This is a genomic window from Actinoplanes sp. NPDC051851 (assembly GCF_040681165.1).
GTDB lineage: Bacteria > Actinomycetota > Actinomycetes > Mycobacteriales > Micromonosporaceae > Actinoplanes.
Map to the genome: position 1 here is coordinate 457,484 of NZ_JBFAYF010000001.1, position 19,187 is coordinate 476,670.

The window sequence follows — 19,187 nt, forward strand, 5'->3', positions numbered from 1 at the left end:
AGGGTCGTGCCAGCTTCCCGGCCAGGCCGTGCTGGGGCGAGGCGGCACTGCGCCGTCGCGGAGCCCCGGTCCTCCGAGCCGACCGGCCGTGCCGGTTCGTGGACCGGGCCCAACGGTACCGGGCGTCCGCAGCCGGGGGTATCCCGGTGTACGCCACTGAGGGACGCCGGATGAACGTCCTGGCACGGAAGCCGAGCGCGAAACAGCCCGCCCGGGTGATCCGGACGGGCTGTTCGTCGTGTCGCGTGGTGTGACGTCTATCGCCGCTGCGCGAGGAAGATGATCTCGTCGCGCATGGCCTGAGTGGGCGCGGCCTGCAGGGCGCGGTCGATGGCGCGGTTCTGCCGGCTGATCATGCGGTGGTGGCGGAGGCGGTCGATCAAACGCATGGCACTGCTCGTTTCCCCGGCGTGAGCCGGTCATCGCTTTTCCGGCGTGCCGCCGCCCGGTCGCCCGCTCGTGGCGGACACCGTCGGCGCACGTCTCAGGTGTGCCTCCAGTATCCGCCCGAGCGGCGATCGATTCCAACGATTCAAAGGGTGATCCCCGTCATCACCTAATGATCGAAGGCATCTAAGCGTTCTTCCCTTACGGAAACCTAGCTCCAGCTGAGCAGCGTGGTCGACGGGTCCGTCAGGAAGGCGCCGATGTCCCGGAGGAACTTCGAGCCCAGCTCGCCATCGATGATCCGGTGATCGAAGGAGAGCCCGAGGGTGGTGACCTGGCGAATCTTGATCTTGCCCTTGTGAACCCAGGGGGTGGGACGGATCGCGCCGAACGCCAGGATCGCCGATTCGCCGGGAGGCAGGATCGGCGTGCCGGTGTCGATGCCGAAGACACCGACGTTGGTGATCGACAGGGTGCCGCCGGCCATGTCGGCGGGTGACGTCCGTCCCGATCGGGCCGTCCGGGTCAGGGCGTTGAGAGATTCGGCAAGCTCCCGAAGTGTGAGACGGCCGGCGTCCTTGACGTTCGGGACGATCAGCCCACGATCGGTCGCCGCGGCGATCCCGAGGTTCACGTACTCCTTGATCACGATCTCGCCGGTCTCCCCGGACCAGGACGAGTTGACCATCGGGTGCCGCTTGACCGCGAGGAGCACCGCCTTCGCCACCAGGAGCAGCGGGGAGACCCGGAGCTCGGCGAACTCCGGGCGGGCCTTCAGTTTCTCCAGCGCCTTCATCGAGCGGGTCACGTCGACCGTGAGGAACTCGGTCACGTGCGGCGCGGTGAACGCCGACCGGACCATGTTCTCCGCGGTGAGCTTCCGGACGCCCTTGATCGGGATCCGCTGCTCGCGGTCCGGACCGAAGAGCGCCGCCGGGGTGGGTGCGGCACCGGCGTCTGCCGCGGCCTCCGGCTTCGCGGCATGCGCTGCTGCTTCGTGTACGTCGTCCCGCGTCACCGAGCCCTGCGGGCCGCTCCCGGGCACCGTGGCCAGATCGACGCCGAGATCGCGGGCGAGTTTCCGGACCGGCGGCTTCGCCAGCACCGGCCCGGTCCGCGCCGGGGTGACCGGTGCCGGGGTGACCGGTGCCGGGGCGGGAGCGGGAACAGGCGAGGCGGTAGCCGCCGCAGGCGGGGTGGGCGATGGTGCGGTTGTGGGATGGGTGGCCGTACCGGAGCGGGGTCTTCTTCTTGTGTTGGATTCGTCTTTCGGTCCGTAGCCGACGAGCACCGGAGTACGGCCGGTGGGAGCCTTGGCCTCGGCTGCGGGCTCCTCGGCTGCGGGCTCTTCCGCGGCGCCGGGCTGGGTGTCGATCGAGATGATCGGGGCGCCCACCTCGACCGTGACGCCGGCCTCGTGGAAGATCCGGGTGACCACGCCGGCCCACTTCGCCGGGATCTCGACGGCCGCCTTCGCGGTCTCCACCTCGACGATCGGCTGGTTCAGCTCGATGGTGTCGCCGACCTTGACCAGCCAGGCCAGGATCTCGCCCTCGGTCAGGCCCTCGCCCAGGTCGGGCAGGTTGAACTCCTTGATCCGGGACATCCGCGTCACCAGCCGAACGAGCGGTCGACGGCGTCCAGCACGCGGTCCAGATCGGGGAGGTACTCCTCCTCGGAACGGGCCGCGGGGTACGGCGTGTCGTAACCGGTGACCCGCAGGACCGGGGCCTCCAGGGAGTAGAAGCACTCCTCGGTGATCCGCGCGGCGAGCTCGGAGCCGACACCCAGATTGCCGGGCGCCTCGTGGACGACGACCGCGCGACCGGTCCGGCGGACCGACTCGAAGAGCACCGGGTAGTCGACCGGGGAGATCGTTCGGAGGTCGATCACCTCCAGGTCCCGGCCGTCCTCGGCGGCGGCCTTCGCGGCGTCCAGTGCGACCCGGACCATCGGCCCGTACGCCAGGAGCGTCGCGTCCGTGCCCGGCCGGGCGATTCGCGCCGCGTGCAGCGGGAAAGCCGCGTCCAGGTCGCCGTCCAGGTCGACCTCGCCCTTCTCCCAGTACCGGCGCTTCGGTTCGAAGAAGACGATCGGGTCGTCCGAGGCGATCGCCTGCTGGATCATCCAGTACGCGTCGGCCGGATTGCTGCAGGTGACGACCTTGAGGCCGGGGGTGTGCGAGAAGTACGCCTCGGGCGACTCGGAGTGGTGCTCGACCGCGCCGATGCCCCCGCCGTACGGGATCCGGATCACGATCGGCACGCGGACGTTGCCCCGGGACCGGTAGAACATCTTCGCCACCTGGGAGACGATCTGGTTGTACGCCGGGAAGACGAACCCGTCGAACTGGATCTCGCAGACCGGCCGGTATCCGCGGATGGCCAGACCGACCGCGGTGCCGACGATGCCGGCCTCGGCGAGCGGGGTGTCGATCACCCGCTGGTCGCCGAAGTCCTTCTGCAGGCCGTCGGTGATCCGGAAGACGCCGCCGAGCTTGCCGACGTCCTCTCCCATGATCACGACCTTGGGGTTGCTCTCCAGCGCACGCCGCAGACCGTGGTTGAGTGCCTTGCCCAGGGTGATCTTCTCGGCCATCAGTGCCCACTCCCCTCGAACGACGCGTGGTACTCCGCGAAGGCGGCGCGTTGCGCGTCGAGATCTGGGGAGCCGTTGGGATAGACGTAGTCGAACATCGCGGTGGGCTCGGGCTCGGGCATGGCGAGGACCCGTTCGCGCAGCTCCAGGGCGAGGACGCGGGCCGTCTCGTCGACCTCGGCGAAGAAATCCTCGCCGGCCACCTGCTGCTTGGCCAGGAACGCGCGGACCCGGGCGATCGGGTCCTTCGCCTTCCACGACTCGACCTCGCTGGCGATCCGGTACCGCGTCGGGTCGTCCGAGCTGGTGTGCGCGCCCATCCGGTACGTGTACGCCTCGATCAGGGTCGGGCCCTGGCCGTTGCGTGCGTTGTCCAGCGCCGCGCGGGTCACCGCGTAGCTGGCCAGCACGTCGTTGCCGTCGATGCGTACGCCGGGGAAGCCGAAGCCGGCCGCGCGGTTGAAGAGGGGGATGCGGGTCTGCCGTTCCAGCGGCTCGGAGATCGCATACTGGTTGTTCTGGCAGAAGAACACGATCGGCGCGTTGAAGACGCCGGACCAGACGAAGGACTCGTTGACCTCGCCCTGGCTGGTGGCGCCGTCGCCGAAGTACGCGATCACGGCCTCGCCGTCCGGCGTGCCCGTCCGGCCGTCCATCGTGACGCCCATCGCGTACCCGGTCGCGTGCAGGGTCTGCGATCCGATCACGATCGTGTAGCCGTTGAACTTGTGCTCGTTGGCGTTCCAGCCGCCCTGATCGACGCCCCGGAACAGGCCGAACGGCATGATCGGGTCGATGCCGCGGCAGTAGAGGACGCCGTGCTCCCGGTAGGTGGGGAAGGCCATGTCCTGGGGGCGGAGCGCCCGTCCGGAGCCGACCTGTGCCGCTTCCTGACCCAGCAGGCTGGCCCAGAGGCCGAGTTCGCCCTGCCGTTGCAGAGCGGTCGCCTCGGCGTCGAGCCGGCGCACCGTCACCAGGTCGCGGTAGAGCTCGCGGTACTCCGCGTCGGTGAAGTCGACCGAGTACGTCGTGCCGTCCGGGGTGGTGACGCTCTCGAGATGCTCGCCCTCGGGGGTGAGCAGTTGGACGAAGCCGCCGGCGGGGATGTCTCTCCCGGCTTCGCGTTCGCCGTTCGCCATCCGATGTCTCCCTGTATCTCTCTGCGCCCGCGGCGGGTGTCGCCCGGCCACGCGGCGGGACCACTGGGATGCCGCGCTTGGGCCGGGTGAGGCGTGCCGCGCGACGTTCCGGCTGGACTGTGCCCCTGCTGGACTCTGTCCCTGCCGGGACGGCCCGCCCTCGCCCCGCTTGGTCAGCGGAAGACGACGGCGGCGGTGCCGTCGCCCCCATCCTGACAGAGAGGGTGCTTGCGGTTACAGGCTGCGTGGATCACGAATAAAGATTTTCTTGTTACGCATTGCTATGGGTATTTGTCCGATTTGGTGGTTTTTCTGAGGTGGCGGTACGCGAAGGACTTCCGGTCGCCGCTGCCGAATGCGGGATGCCTCGTTTGTCCCTTTGACCGAGACGGATCCAGGTTGATCTCTTGCTGCGGAGGAGCCCCGAGTGTCGTACCCGCCCGATGACGACGGCTTCCCGCCGCCGCCCCCGAAGGTGCTGCGCAAGCGCCGCAACGGGGTGTATCGGGAGGACTACGGCTTCTCCGGCCCGACCCGTCGCTACATCGCGATGGTCGCCGTTCTGGTCGGGCTCGCCTCGGTACCCACTCTCGCCGTGATCACCGCCGGGACCAGCGAGATCAACGGCAGGGAACGACCCGGTGCGATGGATGCGCCATTTCTTCCGCCGCCGGCTACCGGTCCGATTCGACCCTCTTTCCCGTACGGGGTGACAGCACCGTCGTCCGCGGGAGGCGAGCCGCCTCGGGGCGAATCCCCGGGCCGGGCGCCGGGCGTGTCGCCGTCTTCGCCGTTGGGGTGGTCTCCCTCCTTCCTGCCGTCCGTGCCACGTCCCACCGACTCCTCATCGGCGACGTCGTCCTCGTCTTTCGGGTCTTCACCAGGGTCTTCGGCGGGCACTTCGTCCGGGTCTTCGGCGGGCGGGGATGTCGTGCGGGCGTTGCCGAAGGTGCCGGGGTTGCCGGTCGTGCCGGTGACGCCGCGTGAGGATCGGGGGGTGGCGCGACCGCCGGCGGGGTTGCCGACCGTGCCGGGGTTGCCGGAGGTGCCGGAGGACGGGCTCGGATTCGAGGACGTTCCCGCCGGTCGCCGGGCCCCGAATTCTTCAGATGACGACTATTTCGATTCCGCGCCGTTCCCCGCGCCCGCCTCTTCCCCGCCGTCCTCTTCCCCGCCGTCCTCTCCCATGCCGTCCCCTTCCCCGTCGTCCCCTTCTCTGCCGTCGCCTTCCTTGTCGTCCCCTTCTCTGTCGTCCCCTTCTCTGTCGTCCCCTTCCTCGTCGTCCTCGGACAGCGAATCGGATGAGGCCGACGAAGGGTCCAACGGGGACTGGACGACCGATGACGACTCGGACTCCTCGTGGGACGAGGACGCGTCCTGGGAAGACGACTCCTCTCCGGACGGTGACTCGTCCTGGGACGAGTGCCACGACGACGAAGCCCCATCCGAGACCGGTGACACGTCCGGTCCTGACTCAGCCGGAGGTCACCGGTGACCGATCGTCCGTACAACATCCGCCCGAACCGTGTTCTCGAGCAGAGCTACACCGATGGGCGCAACGCCCGCCGCCTGCTCAACGAGCTCCGCACCGACGACGACCGGGTGACCAATCGCCCGTACCGGGGAATCCACCGCGCCGAGCACACCAACCACGACGACTACGCGGCCGAACAACGCCGCTCCCGGGTAGGCCGCCACCACGCCGACCCTTCCGACGACCACCACGTCAACCACCGCTGACGACTCAGTCCTCCCCGCCACGATCACTCACCTGCGCCGGGGACCGCACACGTCGCCCGGGTTGGGGCGCCCGCCGCGCACGTCGGTCGCTTTGAGGGCGGCCGCCGCGCACGTTGGTCGGGTGCGGGGCGGCCGCTGTGCACGGTGACGCGATTTTGGGGCGGTAGGAGTATTTGATCAGCGTGCGTGTGCTCCTGAAGCCCTCCAGAGGGCTGCAGAACTACACGGTTGCTGAACGAGACTTTCAGCGCCCCACTCAGCCACCACCGTGTCCGCGCACCGTCCCGCCGACCGGTTTCGTGTGCGCGTGCGGCCCCGTCGGCAGGTTTTGGGTCGTGGGGCGCCCCACGGGCCGGCTTCATGCGTGCGGCCCCACGACCGGTGTTCGGGCTCGTGGGCCGACTGGGGTGGGGCGAGGCGGACCGCAGGGGCGGCGGGGAAGAGGGTCAGTCGGTGTCGGGGGTGTCGCGGTGGGCCTCGATCCACGCGTCGATGGCGTCGGTGTCGTTCGGGTCGACGCCCTCGGCGATCAGCTGGGCGACGGCGGCCGTGGCGGGGCTGCGGCGTTCGCCGGTGGTGTAGAGGCGGGCGAACTCCGGGATCAAGTCCTCGATCACCTCGTCGGTCTCGGTGATGGCGGCCTCGGGGAGGCCGCGGCGGCGGGTCGCGTACGCGGACCAGGCGCGGACCACCCGGGGGAGCATCGCGGCGTCGTCCATGTCCAGGACCGCGCGGCGGTGGACCCAGTCGAGCAGGAAGAAGCCGGCCACCGTGGGGCTCCAGCGCAGCGGATCGCCGCCGGGGAGCGTCTCGGCGTGGTCGAGGAGCAGGCTGATGCAGAACTGCAGGGACGCGGTGTCGGTGTCCGGGTCGGCCAGGCCGTTGCCGATCGCCTCGGGTGAGGCCAGGAAGTCGCGGGTCAGGCTGGTCTCGCTGGGGCCGGCGGGCTCGGTCAGCGGTGGGGTGCTGGGCCGGGGGAGCAGCGCCAGCCGGGCGGTGGCGAGGGCGCGGTCGGTGGCGAGGGAGCCGTCGGCGGGCAGGTCGCCGAGATCGTCGGTGATCTGCAGGTGGCGGTCGACCTCGTCGCGCAGGCGGCCCGGGTCCTCGTCGCGGAACCAGGTCAGCTCGTCGTTGGCGCACATGCCGCGGACCTGGCTGAGGATCCGCTCGGCCGAGGCGGCGACGAAGACGTCCTTGACGATGCCGACGTTGTGGTCGACCAACGCGACCACGGCGTGCTCGGGGCCGCCGTCGGACTGCTCCTCGTATGCGTACGTGACCAGGTAGGACGTCTGGTCGCCGTAGACGTCGCCGTACGCGAAACAGCCGGTGGGCCGGACCCTGCCCAGCTGGGTGACCCAGGACGGGGCTAACGCGTCGTGGCCGACTCCGGCGGCGCCGGGGGCATCCGGGACGAGCGTTGCGAAGACGTCCCGGATGGTCGTGGTGGCCGGCTCGACGCGCTGATCGGTTTCGGTCAGGAATTGTCCGACGAACTCGCGGACCGCGGCCGCGCGATCGCCGGGTGCGACCGCGTAGACGCTGCCGAGCAGCGCGGTGCCGAGCATCTCGGCGTCGAGGGCGCAGCCCAGCTTGATGACGTCGCGGGCCGCGTGGAGCACCGCTTCGTATTTGGTCTGGGGTCCCGGCATGCCGCGAGCCTACCGCTCGCGGCAGCCACCGGAATCACTCCGAGCGGACGACGGCGAGCGCCTCCCGCGCCTGGGCGTACGCGTTCAGCACTTCCCGTACCGGAGCCACCACGTATCCCCGGCCGACCTCGGTGATCGAGGCGCGCAGCCCCTGCTCGGCACGGCGCCGGGCGCGGCGGGCCCCGGCGTCCACGATCGGCTTCAGGAGCAGCCAAAGCAGCAGGCCGGCGAGGAGCCCGCCGAGCATCAGCACGGTCGGCAGGGGCACCATGCCGATCTTCGGGTTGTCGAGTTCGGGGAGGCCGAGGGCGCGGAGGGCGTACCCGGCGACGAGCCAGAGGAAGCCGATGCCGGCGGTGGCGAGGAAGAGCCACTGCAGGAATCCGACAGCGCGCCACCACACCGGTGTGTGCCCGGCGCCGAGCTCGGCCTTGGCGATCGCCCGGTCCAGCGCGTCCGGCAGGTCGTCGGACTTCGAACGGGCGGCGGCGGTCAGCGCGGGCCCCCACGCCTCCGGCAGCGGCGCGGCGGCGCGGGCCGCGACGGCCCGGACGCAGAGGCCGACCGCTGACTTCTGCGCGGCGTCCGCCTCCGGCACCGAGGTGTGCGGCACGACGTCGGTGGAGACCGCGTCCGGGGGCGCCGTCTCGGCCAGGTGCAGCCGGCGCAGCGGGTCGGTCCGCAGCTTGCGGAGGATCCGGGTGGGCGGCCAGCTGGTCGTCGCGGACGCGCGGTGCCGGTACGACGCCGCGGCCGCGTCGGCCACCGCGGGCACCCCGGCCGAGGCGGCGAGCGTCTCGGTCAGCTGGCGCACGGTGGCCCGGTCCACTTCGTCCTCGGCGGCCGGCGGGCCGATCATCGAGCCCAGCTCCTGGCCGACGGCGTCCAGGTCGGCGGAGAGGCGGCGCAGGGCGGCCTGCCGTTCGGCGACCGTACCCTCCAGCGCCCCGCGCAGGTCGCCGAGCATGCCGGGCTGCTTGGCCGAGCTGGCCAGCACCGGCGCGCCGGTCAGTCCGTCCTCCTCCAGCAGCCGGGTCAGGTCGGCGAGGACCAGCTCGGTGTCGCCGGGGGTGAGCCGGTCGGCCTGGTTCAGCACCACGATGGTGACGCCGGCGTGCGTGGCGAACTGGGAGAGGTACGCCCGGTGCAGGATCCGGTCGCCGTACTTCTGCGGGTCGACCACCCAGACGATCTGGTCGACCAGGCCGAGCAGCCGGTCCACCTCGAGCTGGTGTGCACGCTCCACCGAGTCGAAGTCGGGCAGGTCGAGCAGGACCAGGCCGCGCAGGGACGCCTCGTCGTCGCCGTCCAGCGCGCTCTCCCGGACGAATCGCTGCCGGGGGAGTACGCCGACCCAGTCGAGTAGCCGGTTCGCCGGTTCCAGGGGGCCCCAGACCACGGCGTGCGCGGTGCCGGTGGTCGGACGGCGTACGCCCACCGGGGAGAGCTTGAACCGGGCCAGCGCGTTGAACAGGCTGGACTTGCCGCTGCCGGTACTGCCGGCGAGCGCGACCACGGTGTGGTCGAGGGAGAGCGAGAGCCGGCTGCCGGCCCGCTCGACCAGCGTGTGCGCGGTGACCAGTTCCCCGTCCGGGAGGTACGGGTCGACCAGCCGCAGGAACCGGGACAGCGCCTCGAGGCGACGCGTCAGGTCCTCGGCGTCGACGCCGTCGTCCACCTTCTCCACCAGACTCATTGCCCCGATCCGGTCAACGCGAGTTCCTCCCTGGCGCTCTCCACCTCTGCGGCGGTCTGGCGCAACAGTGTGCCCGGCTCGGCCTCTCGGCGCACGGCCGCGGTCAGCTCGGTGTACCGGGCCGTCTCGGCGTCCAGCAGTTCGTCGATCCGGGCGACCAGCTCGTTGCGGGCCCGGGCGGCGAGTGTGCGGATCGCCTGGTCGCCGAAGACCGCCTCGAGCACCTTCTGCGCGGCGACCGTGGTGCCCGCACCGACCGCGACCTCCAGCCCGGTGGGGAGGAAGGCGGTGGAGGTGAAGACGGCGATCATCACGGCCAGCCCGGCGCCGTTCACCGCGTACGCCGCACCGCGTGCCACGCCCCGCTTGTCCGCGGCCTCCCGCCGGACCAGGTCGAGCACCCAGTGCTGCCAGTCGCGGACCAGCCGGTCGGCGCGGTCGGCCAGGCCGAGCGCCACGTGCTGCAGATCGGCGTCGAGCAGGCCGACGCCGGCCGGGTGCGCCTGCCAGGCCGCGTACGCCTGCTCGGCGGCGTCCGACGCCACCCCGCGCAGGAGCGTGACCAGCTGGGATTCCAGGGCGACCTGAAGATTGCGCCCGGGTCCGGGCCGGCCGGTCACCGCGGCGACGAGCCGGTCGCGCAGCTGCCCGACGCGGCTCTCGAGCGTACGCAGGAAGTCGCCGGTGCCGACGAACTCCTGCCAGCGGGCCAGCACCTCGCCGCGGAGCAGGCGACCGTCCTGGAGCCCGTCGCGAACCGTCTGCTTGGCCGTCCGGTAGGCCGAGAGCACCCGCTCGTCCAGCGCGTTCGCCGTCCGGGTCTGGTCCTCGGCGGCCTCGGCGAGCCCGGCGACGGCCGGGTGGAGCGCGGCCAGCGCGCCGTTCAGGGTCTGCCGGACCACCACGGCGCGCGCGTCGGCGTCCGCGGAGAGCTGGACGAACCACTGCCGCATCGGGCCGATCACCGGGTCGGGCAGCCGTCCGTGGTGATCAAGTTCGGTCTCCGGCAACACGAAGAGCGGGGCGGCGCCGAGGTCGTGGGCGATCAGCATCTCGCCCAGGTGCGCGGAGATCTCGGCGGCGGCGTCGACCGGCACCCGGTCCAGCACCAGCGCGATCACCGTGCCGCGTAGCCGGGCGGTCTTGAGCAGCTCCCACGGGACCGCGTCCGCGTACCGGGCCGCGGTGGTGACGAAGAGCCACAGGTCGGCGGCGGCCAGCAGCTGGGCCGCGAGCTTGCGGTTCTCCTCGACCACCGAGTCGATGTCCGGCGCGTCGAGCAGGGCCACCCCGGTCCCGATGCCGGGTGTGGCGACCACCTGGAGGAGGTTCGGGTCGTTGCTGAGCTTGACCGTACGGATCAGCCCGGGCAGCAGGTGACCGGACTCGAACCAGGCGACGTCGTCGGGGTTGGTGACCAGCACCGGGGACCGGGTGGTCGGCCGGAGCACCCCGGCGGTCGTCACGGTGTCCCGGACCAGGCTGTTGACCAGGGTCGACTTGCCGGAGCCGGTGGAACCGCCGACGACCACCAGCATCGGCGCGTCGAGCCGGGAGAGCCGCGGCACCAGGTAATCGTCCAGCTGCGACTGCAGTGCGCCCGCGACACGCCGGGCCTCGTCGGCGGAGGGCACCTGTAACGGATACGAAACCGCGCCGAGTGCCGTCCGTAATCGGGTCAGAGCGGATGAAAGCCGGTCAGGAGGGACGGGTGCCCTATACGGGACGAGAGCGTTTCCCGGGTTCGCCGAACTGGCGCGGCCACTCCCCGTACCATCGAACGGGTCTGTCCGCGCCGGGCCCGCGTCCATGCTGACCTGGTCTTTCTCATCAGATTCGGCGGGGACGGCGGATAGGGCCGACGGACCGACCGCGTCTCCGTGCGTCGTCACGGATAAAGCGTGCACGATCTATGCAGGGCGGGCAACGGGTACCGGTATGCCGTGACCGGACAGGTATCTAGGTGATTACGGAGAGAGTGTCGCTCCCCCTACTTGCGCCCCTCCGGCTCAACTTCGATTTGACGAGTCGCGGGCCCGTGGCATCATTGAGTCTGTTCCACTCAACCCTGTATGAAGCTCAACCCGGTAAGAAGCGAGGAACACCATGGCACGTGCGGTCGGCATCGACCTCGGCACCACGAACTCCTGCGTCAGCGTTCTGGAAGGAGGCGAGCCCACCGTCATCGCCAACGCGGAGGGCTCCCGGACGACGCCGTCGATCGTGGCCTTCGCCCGTAACGGGGAGGTGCTGGTCGGCGAGGTCGCCAAGCGTCAGGCGGTGACCAACCCGGACCGGACCATCCGCTCGGTCAAGCGTGAGATCGGTACCAACTGGTCGATCGACATCGACGGCAAGCAGTACACCCCGCAGGAGATCTCCGCGCGGGTGCTGATGAAGCTCAAGCGCGACTCCGAGGCGTACCTGGGCGAGACGATCACCGATGCGGTGATCACCGTCCCGGCGTACTTCAACGACGCGCAGCGTCAGGCGACCAAGGAGGCCGGCGAGATCGCGGGCCTGAACGTCCTGCGGATCGTCAACGAGCCCACCGCCGCCGCCCTGGCGTACGGCCTGGACAAGGGCTCCAAGGAGCAGACGGTTCTCGTCTTCGACCTCGGTGGCGGCACCTTCGACGTCTCGCTGCTGGAGCTGGGTGACGGTGTCATCGAGGTCAAGTCGACCTCCGGCGACAACCACCTGGGCGGCGACGACTGGGACCAGCGGGTCATCGACCACCTGGTGAAGACCTTCCGCGGCGAGCACGGCATCGACCTGTCCCAGGACAAGATGGCCCTGCAGCGTCTGCGCGAGGCGGCCGAGAAGGCGAAGATCGAGCTCTCCGCCGCGTCCACCACCAGCATCAACCTGCCCTACATCACGGCCGGTGCGAACGGGCCGCTGCACCTGGACACCTCGCTCTCCCGGGCGGAGTTCCAGCGGATGACGCAGGACCTGCTGGACCGCTGCAAGGGCCCGTTCGAGTCCGCGATCAAGGACGCCGACGTCAAGCTCTCCGACATCGACCACGTCATTCTGGTCGGCGGCTCGACGCGTATGCCGGCCGTGACCGAGCTGGTGCAGAGCCTGATCGGCCGCGAGCCGAACAAGGGCGTCAACCCGGACGAGGTCGTCGCCGTCGGCGCCGCGCTGCAGGCCGGTGTGCTCAAGGGTGAGGTCAAGGACGTCCTGCTCCTCGACGTGACCCCGCTGTCCCTGGGCATCGAGACCAAGGGCGGCATCATGCACAAGCTGGTGGAGCGCAACACCACCATCCCGGCGCACCGCTCCGAGGTCTACACCACGGCGGACGACAACCAGCCCTCCGTGCTGATCCAGGTGTACCAGGGCGAGCGCGAGATGGCGGCGTACAACAAGAAGCTCGGCACCTTCGAGCTCTCCGGCATCGCGCCCGCCCCGCGCGGCGTGCCGCAGATCGAGGTCTCCTTCGACATCGACGCGAACGGCATCGTGCACGTGTCCGCCAAGGACCTGGGCACGGGCAAGGAGCAGAAGATGACGATCACCGGCGGCTCCGCGCTGCCGAAGGAAGACATCGAGCGCATGATGCGCGACGCTCAGGACCACGCGGACGACGACAAGAAGCGCCGCGACGACGCCGAGGCCCGCAACCTGGCCGAGCAGCTGCAGTGGCAGACCGAGAAGTTCCTGGCGGAGAGCGGCGACAAGCTCCCCGAGGAGAACAAGACCAAGATCAACGAGGCGCTCGGCGAGCTCCGCGGTGCGCTCGGCGGCACCGACATCGAGAAGATCAAGTCGGCGCACGAGCGGCTGTCGCAGGTCTCCCAGGAGGCCGGCTCGCTGCTCTACTCGCAGAGTGAGGCCCCGCAGGCCGGTCCCGGCGCGGCCGGTCCGGGCACCCCGGGTGGCGCGGCCGGCACGACCGGCACCGCCGGCGGCGACGACGTGGTCGACGCCGAGATCGTGGAGGACGACAAGAAGTGAGTGCCAAGGACGACGAGAACGACGGTCCGGTGACCGAGCGGGAAGTCATCCAGGGCGAGATCGACCCCACCGAGGAGACCCCCGCCGAGCAGCAGCCGGAGAAGCAGAAGCCGGTCGGCGCGCATCGCGCGCCCGAGGAGGAGGACGAGGCCCCGGTGGCCGAGAAGGTTACCCCGGAGACCGGCAAGCCCGGTCTCGGTGCCGAGGTCGAGGCGCTGCGGAGCGAGCTCGACGAGCGCACGCACGACCTGCAGCGCGTCACGGCGGAGTACTCGAACTACCGCAAGCGGGTCGACCGTGACAAGGGCGTGGCGGCCGAGCAGACCACCGGTGCGGTGCTCACCGCACTGCTGCCGGTGCTGGACGACATCGACCGGGCCCGCGAGCACGGCGACCTGGTCGGGCCGTTCGCCTCGGTGGCGGAGCAGCTCACCGCGGTGACCGGCAAGCTCGGCCTGGTCGCGTTCGGCGAGAAGGGTGACCCGTTCGACCCGAATCGTCACGAGGCGGTCGCACACCAGACGTCCGCCGACGTCACGGAGCCGACCTGTGTCGAGGTGATGCGCCGCGGCTACACCCTGGGCGAGCGGCTGCTCCGCCCGGCAATGGTCGCCGTCGCCGATCCGGAGTGAGCCTCCGGCTCTGCCCCGTCCGCCGGTTCGTCGGTGGGCGGGGCTTCACCCGCACGTCGAGGAGGTGGACCCGATGAGTTCGAAGGACTGGCTCGAGAAGGACTTCTATGCCGTTCTCGGCGTGAACAAGTCCGCCTCAACCGACGAGATCAAGAAGGCGTACCGGAAGCTCGCCCGCGACCTGCACCCGGACCGGAATCCGGACAACAAGGAAGCGGAAGAGAAGTTCAAAGCCGCTTCCGAGGCGTACGACGTCCTCTCCGACGACAAGAAGCGCAAAGAGTACGACGAGATGCGCTCGCTCTTCGGGTCGGGCGCGTTTCGCCGTGGTGCGCGTCCCGGCGGTCCCGGTGGCGGCCAGTTCGACCCGTCCGACCTGTTCGGCGGGTTCAGCGGCGCGGCCGGTGGCGGGGCCGGCGGCGGTCCCGCGGCGGACCGCCGGTTCGGTGGCACCGGGTTCTCCGACATCTTCAGCTCGATCTTCTCCGGTGGCGCGGGCGGTCCGGCCGGTCCGGCCGGCCGGCGTGGCCCGCAGCGCGGCCGGGACGTCGAGACCGAGGTGACGCTGGACTTCGCGCAGGCCGTGCGGGGTACGACGCTGCCGTTGACGCTGCGTACGCCCGGCGCCTGCGACACCTGCCGGGGCAGTGGTGCGAAGCCGGGCACCACGCCGCGATCCTGCACCAAGTGTCAGGGCACCGGGCTGATCTCCAGCAACCAGGGTTCGTTCAGCTTCTCCGAGCCGTGCCGGGACTGCCAGGGCTCCGGCAGCATCGTGGAGGAGAAGTGCCCGGAGTGCCGTGGCACCGGCGGGGTCACCAAGACCCGGACCATCAACGTCCGCTTCCCCGCCGGTGTGGCCGACGGGCAGCGGATCCGGCTCAGTGGCCGGGGCGAACCGGGTGACCGCAATGGTCCGGCCGGGGACCTGTACGTGCAGGTCAAGGTACGTCCCGACGAGCTCTTCGGGCGCAGCGGCGACGACCTGACGCTGACCGTGCCGATCAGCGTCGCGGAGGCCGTCCTCGGTGCCGACCTGCGGGTGCCGACCCTGGACGCGCCGGTCACGCTGCGGGTGCCGCCGGGCACACCGAGCGGCCGCAAGCTGCGGGCCCGGGGCAAGGGCGTGGTCCGCAAGGAGGGGCAGTCCGGCGATCTGATCGTCACCGTCGAGGTTCAGATCCCGTCCGGCGTCACCGGGGAGGCCCGGGACGCGCTGGAGAAGTTCGCCAAGCTCACCCCGCCCCCGGGGCGAGACCGGCTCGAAGAGCGTCTCCGCAAGGGCGCCTAGGGCCAGTACGGGAGGTGGCACATGTATGAAGAGATCAGCATCTCCGCCGAACAATCCTCCGACGCCAAGGTCCTGATCATCTCGGTGGCCGCGAGGCTCGCCGGGATGCATCCGCAGACCCTCCGGCAGTACGACCGGCTCGGCCTGGTGCAACCCGGCCGGACCGGTGGCGGCGGCCGGCGGTACAGCGAGCGGGACGTCGCGCTGCTCCGCGAGGTGCAGCGGCTGAGCCAGGAGGACGGCGTCAACCTGGCCGGCATCAAGCGCATCATCGGCCTGGAGCAGCTGGTCGGGGACCTGCAGCACCGGGTCGCCGAGCTGGAGCAGCAGCTGGCGGACGCGTACACGCGTGTCGCCCAGTTGGAGACGATGAACCCGTACGCGGGACGCGAGATGGTGCATCGCGAGACGCAATCCACCGCCCTGGTGGTCTGGCGCCCCCGCCGATCCCCGGACAAGTGAACGGCGGCCCCTGAGGACAGGGGCCGCCGTCACCTCAAACGTCTGCTGACCGGCTGATCACCTTCGGTTGAAGAGGCCCAGCCGGCGCGGGTGGCGGACCAGCCCGCCCTCCATCCACTCGTGGTGGTCGAACAACTCGGGCCGGGTCATCAGGACCCGGCAGTTGTGCGCCCACATCTGCATCGGCTCGTCGCCGATCTCCTCGGCCCGCTCCACGAACTTCTTGAGCCGCCGCTTGCGCTGGTTGCTCGCGTTCTGCCGCAGGCCGTCCGCCGCATAGATGTACATGCAGTGCTGTGCGAACCGGCGGGCCGGGCACTGCCGGTCCATGGCCAGTTCGAACAGGGTCGGTCCCAGCACGTCTCCGGAGATCAGCAGATCCCAGTCACGTGGCATGGTGTGCAGGGGAACCGACTCCGGGTGGTACGCCCATGCCCGCATCTCGTCCGGCCGGGGGTCGACCGGCTTGTCGAATCCGAGGAATGCCGCTTCTCGCACGCTCAACGCCGCCGCCTTATTCACCCGTTCGAGTGCGACCGGGGTCACTCCCGCGGTCGCATGTGTCGAACGTCCCAATACACAGAGTCGTCGCCGCGCAACGGTAGCGCGATCATCGGGTTAACGGAAGTGTCAAGTGCTCACATTCAGATACTGGATAGTAACTTTGGGCAGGGTGTGAACGGCCCCGATCGTCAATCGGCGCTGGGCAGCGGGCGTGTGCTCGCCCGCTGGGCCGCCATCCGGCGCCTGACCAGGGATTTGAACCAGGCGTAATCCGGCATCCGGGCGAGCATCGGACCGGTGATCACCGTGATCAATACGTACGCCGTGGCGAGCGGTGCCAGCCGGGGATCGACGCCGGAGGCCACCGCGAGGCCGGCGATCACGACGGAGAACTCGCCACGCGGTGTCAGCGCCAATCCGGAGCGCAACCGGCCGGGCAGCGCGATCCCGGCGCGCTTGGCCGCGAGATAGCCGGTCGCCACCTTGGTCAGCATGGTCAGCACGGCCAGCCCTAGCGCGGGCAGGATCACCGGTGGCATGGCGGACGGGTTGGTGGAGAGCCCGAAGAAGACGAAGAAGACCGCGGCGAAGAGGTCACGCAGCGGGGAGAGCATCTCGGTGGCGTGGTGCGCGACCGGGCCGGAGAGCGCGATGCCGACCAGGAACGCGCCGACCGCCTCGGAGACCTTGAGCTCTGCGGCCACCCCGGACACGAAGAGGGTCAGCCCGAAGACGCTGAGCAGCAGGGCCTCCGGGTCCTTCACCGAGATGAACCGGCTGATCTCGCCGCCGTACCGGATCGCCACGACCAGCACCGCGACCACGGTGACCACCGCGACGGCGAGCGTGCTGAGTCCGCTGACCAGCCCGAGCCCGGCCAGCACCGCGGTGGCGATCGGCAGGTAGAAGGCCATCGCCAGGTCCTCGATCACCAGCACCGAGAGGATCACCGGGGTCTCCCGGTTGCCCACCCGGCCCAGATCGCCGAGGACCTTGGCGATCACCCCGGACGAGGAGACCCAGGTGATCCCGGCCAGCACCAGCGCGGCCTTGAAGCCCCAGCCGAGCAGCAGCGCGAAGATCGCGCCGGGCACCGCGTTCAGCAGCATGTCGATCAGCCCGGCCGGTGCCGCCGAGCGCAGGTTGCCGACCAGCTCGTCGGCGGAGTACTCCAGGCCCAGCATGACCAGGAGCAGGATCACCCCGATCTGGGCGCCGATCCCGATGAACTCCTCGCTCGCCGAGAGCGGGATCAGTCCTCCCTGACCGAAGGCCAGGCCGGCGAGGAGGTAGAGCGGGATCGGGGAGAGCCCGAAACGGCGGCCCGCCCGTCCCAGCATGCCCAGCCCGAAGAGCAGCGCGCCGATCTCGATGAGGAGGACCGTCGTGTGCTGCACGGGCCGGCTAACCGTCGGTGTCCCCGGCCAGGATGGCGGTGACGCCGTCCAGGCCGTCGCGTGTGCCGACCGCGACCACCACGTCGTTCGCCTCGAAGACGAACGACGGGCCGGGTGACGGGATCACCTCCCGGTCGCGGAGTACCGCCACGATCGAGGCGCTGGTCCTGGTCCGTGCCCGGGTGTCGCCCAGCTTGCGGCCCACGAACGGGGAGCCGGCGGGCAGTGCGATCTGCTCGGTGAGGAGACCGGCGGCCTGCTGGCGGAGCCCGGCGAGCTGGCCCAGCATCAGCGACGCGCCCAGGACGTCGGCGAGCGCCTCCGCCTCGTCGTCGGTGAGCGGGATCGAGGCCAGACAGGAGTCCGGGTCGTCGACGTCGTAGAGCACCAGGTCCCGGCGGCCGTTGCGGTGCGAGACCACTCCGACCGTACGACCCGAGGAGGTGATGAGGTCGTGCCGGACACCTATACCCGGCAGCGGAGTCTGTTCCACCCGTACACGCACGATCTCAACGTTAGCCCGCAGTCGACCTCTTTTGGGGCAACGGCTCGGCCTGGACACCGGTCGTGAGCTGCGGGCGGAAGACCGTGAGCAGGGTCAGGCCGACGACGGCGAGGACCAGGTTCATCACGTACGCGAGGCGGTAGTCGTACTGCTGGGCGAAGCCGAAGAGCGGTGCGGCCAGGATCTGCCCGATCGGGAACGTGTTGGTGAAGAGCGTGGTGGCACGTCCCGGCTGGTCCGGCATCATGTCCTGGACGTACGAGATCCCGAGCCCGGAGTTGGCCGCGATGAAGATCGCGTTGAGCACCTGGGCCGCGGCCAGCATCCACGTCGTGCCGGAGACCGCGGCCAGCGCCTGGTAGACCGCGCCGCACGCGACCCCGGCCAGGATCAGCCGCCGGATCGGCACCCGGGTGGAGAGCAGGCCGAAGCCGAGCATCAGCGGGATCTCCAGCGCCGCGCAGAGGCCGAGCACCAGGCCCGCGTCGCCGACCGTGCCGCCCAGGTCGGTGCTGACGTAGAGGGACATCGCCTGGACGCCGAGCACCATCGTGGTCTGCAGGCAGCAGAAGCCGACGATGATCGGGAAGAGCGCCCGCGGGATCGGGGCCGCGTCGGCCGCCGCCCGGGTCACCGGTGTGGGCGCCGGGACTGCCGGGAGGCGGGTCGCCAGCAGGGCGGCGAGCGCATACATCACCGCGGCGGTGCCGTAGACGTAGCGGAAGTCGCCGACGTCGAGCAGCATCGCGGCCAGCGGCGGGCCGCCGACCCAGGCGATCGAGAACACGGTGCGCAGCGTGCTGGTGCCCATCGCGGCACGACCGGCGTCCTCGTTGGTCAGCACCTGGCGGGCGTACGCGAAACTCTGCGGATAGAGCGACCCGGCGAAGGCCGTGAGCGTCATGGTGAGAACGAGCAGAACCCAGTAGTTGCGGATCACCGAGGTGAGCCCGCAGCCGGCGGCGCCGGCGACCGTGGCCGCGATGAGCAGGGTGCGGCGGATCGGGAGGCGGTCGGAGAGACGGCCGATGGCGAGCGAGGTGAGCACGCCGGAGAGCGACGCGATGATCAGGAACGCGGAGACCTGGACCGGGCTCGCGTGCACCGCGGTGCTGAGGAACATGCCGAGGAAGGGGCCGACCACCGCGGTCGCGACCCCGGAGGCGAGAACGACGAAGCCGAGCGGGAGCAACCGTCGCGACAGGTGGCGCGTCACAG

General features: G+C 70.4%; 17 protein-coding genes. 5 read left to right on the forward strand and 12 right to left on the reverse strand.

Features of this window, described 5'->3' with window-relative positions:
* Positions 1-257 precede the first annotated feature (257 nt).
* The 5 genes from AB0M08_RS02130 to AB0M08_RS02150 form a co-directional block, all read right to left on the reverse strand.
* Entirely contained in the window at positions 258-389 is a 132-nt protein-coding gene (locus AB0M08_RS02130; protein WP_364486895.1) for a hypothetical protein, read from the reverse strand.
* 209 nt (positions 390-598) lie between these two features.
* A complete protein-coding gene (locus AB0M08_RS02135; protein WP_364486898.1) occupies positions 599-1,993 on the reverse strand; it encodes a dihydrolipoamide acetyltransferase family protein in 1,395 nt (464 codons plus the stop codon).
* A gap of 5 nt (positions 1,994-1,998) precedes the next feature.
* Positions 1,999-2,988, reverse strand: a complete 990-nt coding sequence (locus AB0M08_RS02140; protein ID WP_364487147.1) for an alpha-ketoacid dehydrogenase subunit beta — start codon at positions 2,986-2,988, stop codon at positions 1,999-2,001.
* Complete coding sequence (gene pdhA, locus AB0M08_RS02145) at positions 2,985-4,124, reverse strand: pyruvate dehydrogenase (acetyl-transferring) E1 component subunit alpha (protein ID WP_364486901.1); 1,140 nt, start codon at positions 4,122-4,124, stop codon at positions 2,985-2,987. The genes AB0M08_RS02140 and pdhA overlap by 4 nt, the downstream gene beginning before the upstream one ends.
* A 1,116-nt stretch (positions 4,125-5,240) precedes the next feature.
* Positions 5,241-5,585 carry a hypothetical protein gene (locus AB0M08_RS02150; protein WP_364486904.1) on the reverse strand — a complete coding sequence of 115 codons (345 nt, stop codon included), beginning with the start codon at positions 5,583-5,585 and terminating at the stop codon, positions 5,241-5,243.
* A 30-nt stretch (positions 5,586-5,615) separates the two neighbouring features.
* Here AB0M08_RS02150 and AB0M08_RS02155 point away from each other — a divergent pair, with 30 nt between their 5' ends.
* Positions 5,616-5,864 (forward strand): hypothetical protein, encoded by a 249-nt coding sequence (locus tag AB0M08_RS02155; protein WP_364486907.1) that lies wholly within the window; start codon positions 5,616-5,618, stop codon positions 5,862-5,864.
* 446 nt (positions 5,865-6,310) lie between these two features.
* Here AB0M08_RS02155 and AB0M08_RS02160 read toward each other — a convergent pair whose 3' ends face one another.
* The 3 genes from AB0M08_RS02160 to AB0M08_RS02170 are packed head-to-tail and all read right to left on the reverse strand — an operon-like array spanning position 6,311 to position 11,023.
* The gene (locus tag AB0M08_RS02160) at positions 6,311-7,516 is read right to left on the reverse strand and encodes a hypothetical protein (RefSeq protein WP_364486910.1); all 1,206 of its coding nucleotides are present in this window, start codon (positions 7,514-7,516) and stop codon (positions 6,311-6,313) included.
* 34 nt (positions 7,517-7,550) lie between these two features.
* On the reverse strand, positions 7,551-9,212 hold the full coding sequence (locus tag AB0M08_RS02165; RefSeq protein WP_364486913.1) for a GTPase: 1,662 nt from the start codon (positions 9,210-9,212) through the stop codon (positions 7,551-7,553).
* Entirely contained in the window at positions 9,209-11,023 is a 1,815-nt protein-coding gene (locus tag AB0M08_RS02170; protein WP_364487150.1) for a GTPase, read from the reverse strand. Before AB0M08_RS02170 ends, AB0M08_RS02165 begins: the two co-directional genes overlap by 4 nt.
* A 295-nt stretch (positions 11,024-11,318) precedes the next feature.
* Here AB0M08_RS02170 and dnaK point away from each other — a divergent pair, with 295 nt between their 5' ends.
* The 4 genes from dnaK (at position 11,319) to AB0M08_RS02190 (ending at position 15,563) form a co-directional block, all read left to right on the forward strand.
* Complete coding sequence (gene dnaK / locus AB0M08_RS02175) at positions 11,319-13,178, forward strand: molecular chaperone DnaK (protein ID WP_364486916.1); 1,860 nt, start codon at positions 11,319-11,321, stop codon at positions 13,176-13,178.
* On the forward strand, positions 13,175-13,810 hold the full coding sequence (gene grpE, locus AB0M08_RS02180; protein ID WP_364486919.1) for a nucleotide exchange factor GrpE: 636 nt from the start codon (positions 13,175-13,177) through the stop codon (positions 13,808-13,810). The genes dnaK and grpE overlap by 4 nt, the downstream gene beginning before the upstream one ends.
* A 73-nt stretch (positions 13,811-13,883) precedes the next feature.
* Positions 13,884-15,101: a molecular chaperone DnaJ gene (gene dnaJ, locus AB0M08_RS02185; protein ID WP_364486922.1), complete on the forward strand. Its 1,218-nt coding sequence runs from the start codon at positions 13,884-13,886 to the stop codon at positions 15,099-15,101.
* 21 nt (positions 15,102-15,122) lie between these two features.
* Complete coding sequence (locus AB0M08_RS02190) at positions 15,123-15,563, forward strand: MerR family transcriptional regulator (RefSeq protein ID WP_364486925.1); 441 nt, start codon at positions 15,123-15,125, stop codon at positions 15,561-15,563.
* Positions 15,564-15,620: 57 nt separating this feature from the next.
* On the opposite strand, the gene AB0M08_RS02195 is transcribed toward AB0M08_RS02190, so the two are convergent.
* The 4 genes from AB0M08_RS02195 to AB0M08_RS02210 all read right to left on the reverse strand — a co-directional run bounded on the left by AB0M08_RS02195 (position 15,621) and on the right by AB0M08_RS02210 (position 19,185).
* The gene (locus AB0M08_RS02195) at positions 15,621-16,067 is read right to left on the reverse strand and encodes a hypothetical protein (protein WP_364486928.1); all 447 of its coding nucleotides are present in this window, start codon (positions 16,065-16,067) and stop codon (positions 15,621-15,623) included.
* 188 nt (positions 16,068-16,255) lie between these two features.
* A complete protein-coding gene (locus AB0M08_RS02200; protein ID WP_364486931.1) occupies positions 16,256-17,464 on the reverse strand; it encodes a cation:proton antiporter in 1,209 nt (402 codons plus the stop codon).
* A gap of 7 nt (positions 17,465-17,471) precedes the next feature.
* Positions 17,472-17,969, reverse strand: a complete 498-nt coding sequence (locus tag AB0M08_RS02205; protein ID WP_364486934.1) for a cation:proton antiporter regulatory subunit — start codon at positions 17,967-17,969, stop codon at positions 17,472-17,474.
* Between the two features lie 10 nt (positions 17,970-17,979).
* Positions 17,980-19,185 carry a sugar efflux transporter gene (locus AB0M08_RS02210; RefSeq protein WP_364486937.1) on the reverse strand — a complete coding sequence of 402 codons (1,206 nt, stop codon included), beginning with the start codon at positions 19,183-19,185 and terminating at the stop codon, positions 17,980-17,982.
* Between the last annotated feature and the right edge of the window lie 2 nt (positions 19,186-19,187).

Excerpts from the sequence above, each read along its gene's own strand:
- AB0M08_RS02130 (WP_364486895.1), bottom strand. The coding sequence starts at position 389 with ATGCGTTTGATCGACCGCCTCCGCCACCACCGCATGATCAGCCGGCAG.
- AB0M08_RS02135 (WP_364486898.1), bottom strand. The coding sequence starts at position 1,993 with ATGTCCCGGATCAAGGAGTTCAACCTGCCCGACCTGGGCGAGGGCCTG.
- pdhA (WP_364486901.1), bottom strand. The coding sequence starts at position 4,124 with ATGGCGAACGGCGAACGCGAAGCCGGGAGAGACATCCCCGCCGGCGGC.
- AB0M08_RS02160 (WP_364486910.1), bottom strand. The coding sequence starts at position 7,516 with ATGCCGGGACCCCAGACCAAATACGAAGCGGTGCTCCACGCGGCCCGC.
- AB0M08_RS02165 (WP_364486913.1), bottom strand. The coding sequence starts at position 9,212 with ATGAGTCTGGTGGAGAAGGTGGACGACGGCGTCGACGCCGAGGACCTG.
- AB0M08_RS02170 (WP_364487150.1), bottom strand. The coding sequence starts at position 11,023 with ATGGACGCGGGCCCGGCGCGGACAGACCCGTTCGATGGTACGGGGAGT.
- dnaK (WP_364486916.1), top strand. The coding sequence starts at position 11,319 with ATGGCACGTGCGGTCGGCATCGACCTCGGCACCACGAACTCCTGCGTC.
- dnaJ (WP_364486922.1), top strand. The coding sequence starts at position 13,884 with ATGAGTTCGAAGGACTGGCTCGAGAAGGACTTCTATGCCGTTCTCGGC.
- AB0M08_RS02190 (WP_364486925.1), top strand. The coding sequence starts at position 15,123 with ATGTATGAAGAGATCAGCATCTCCGCCGAACAATCCTCCGACGCCAAG.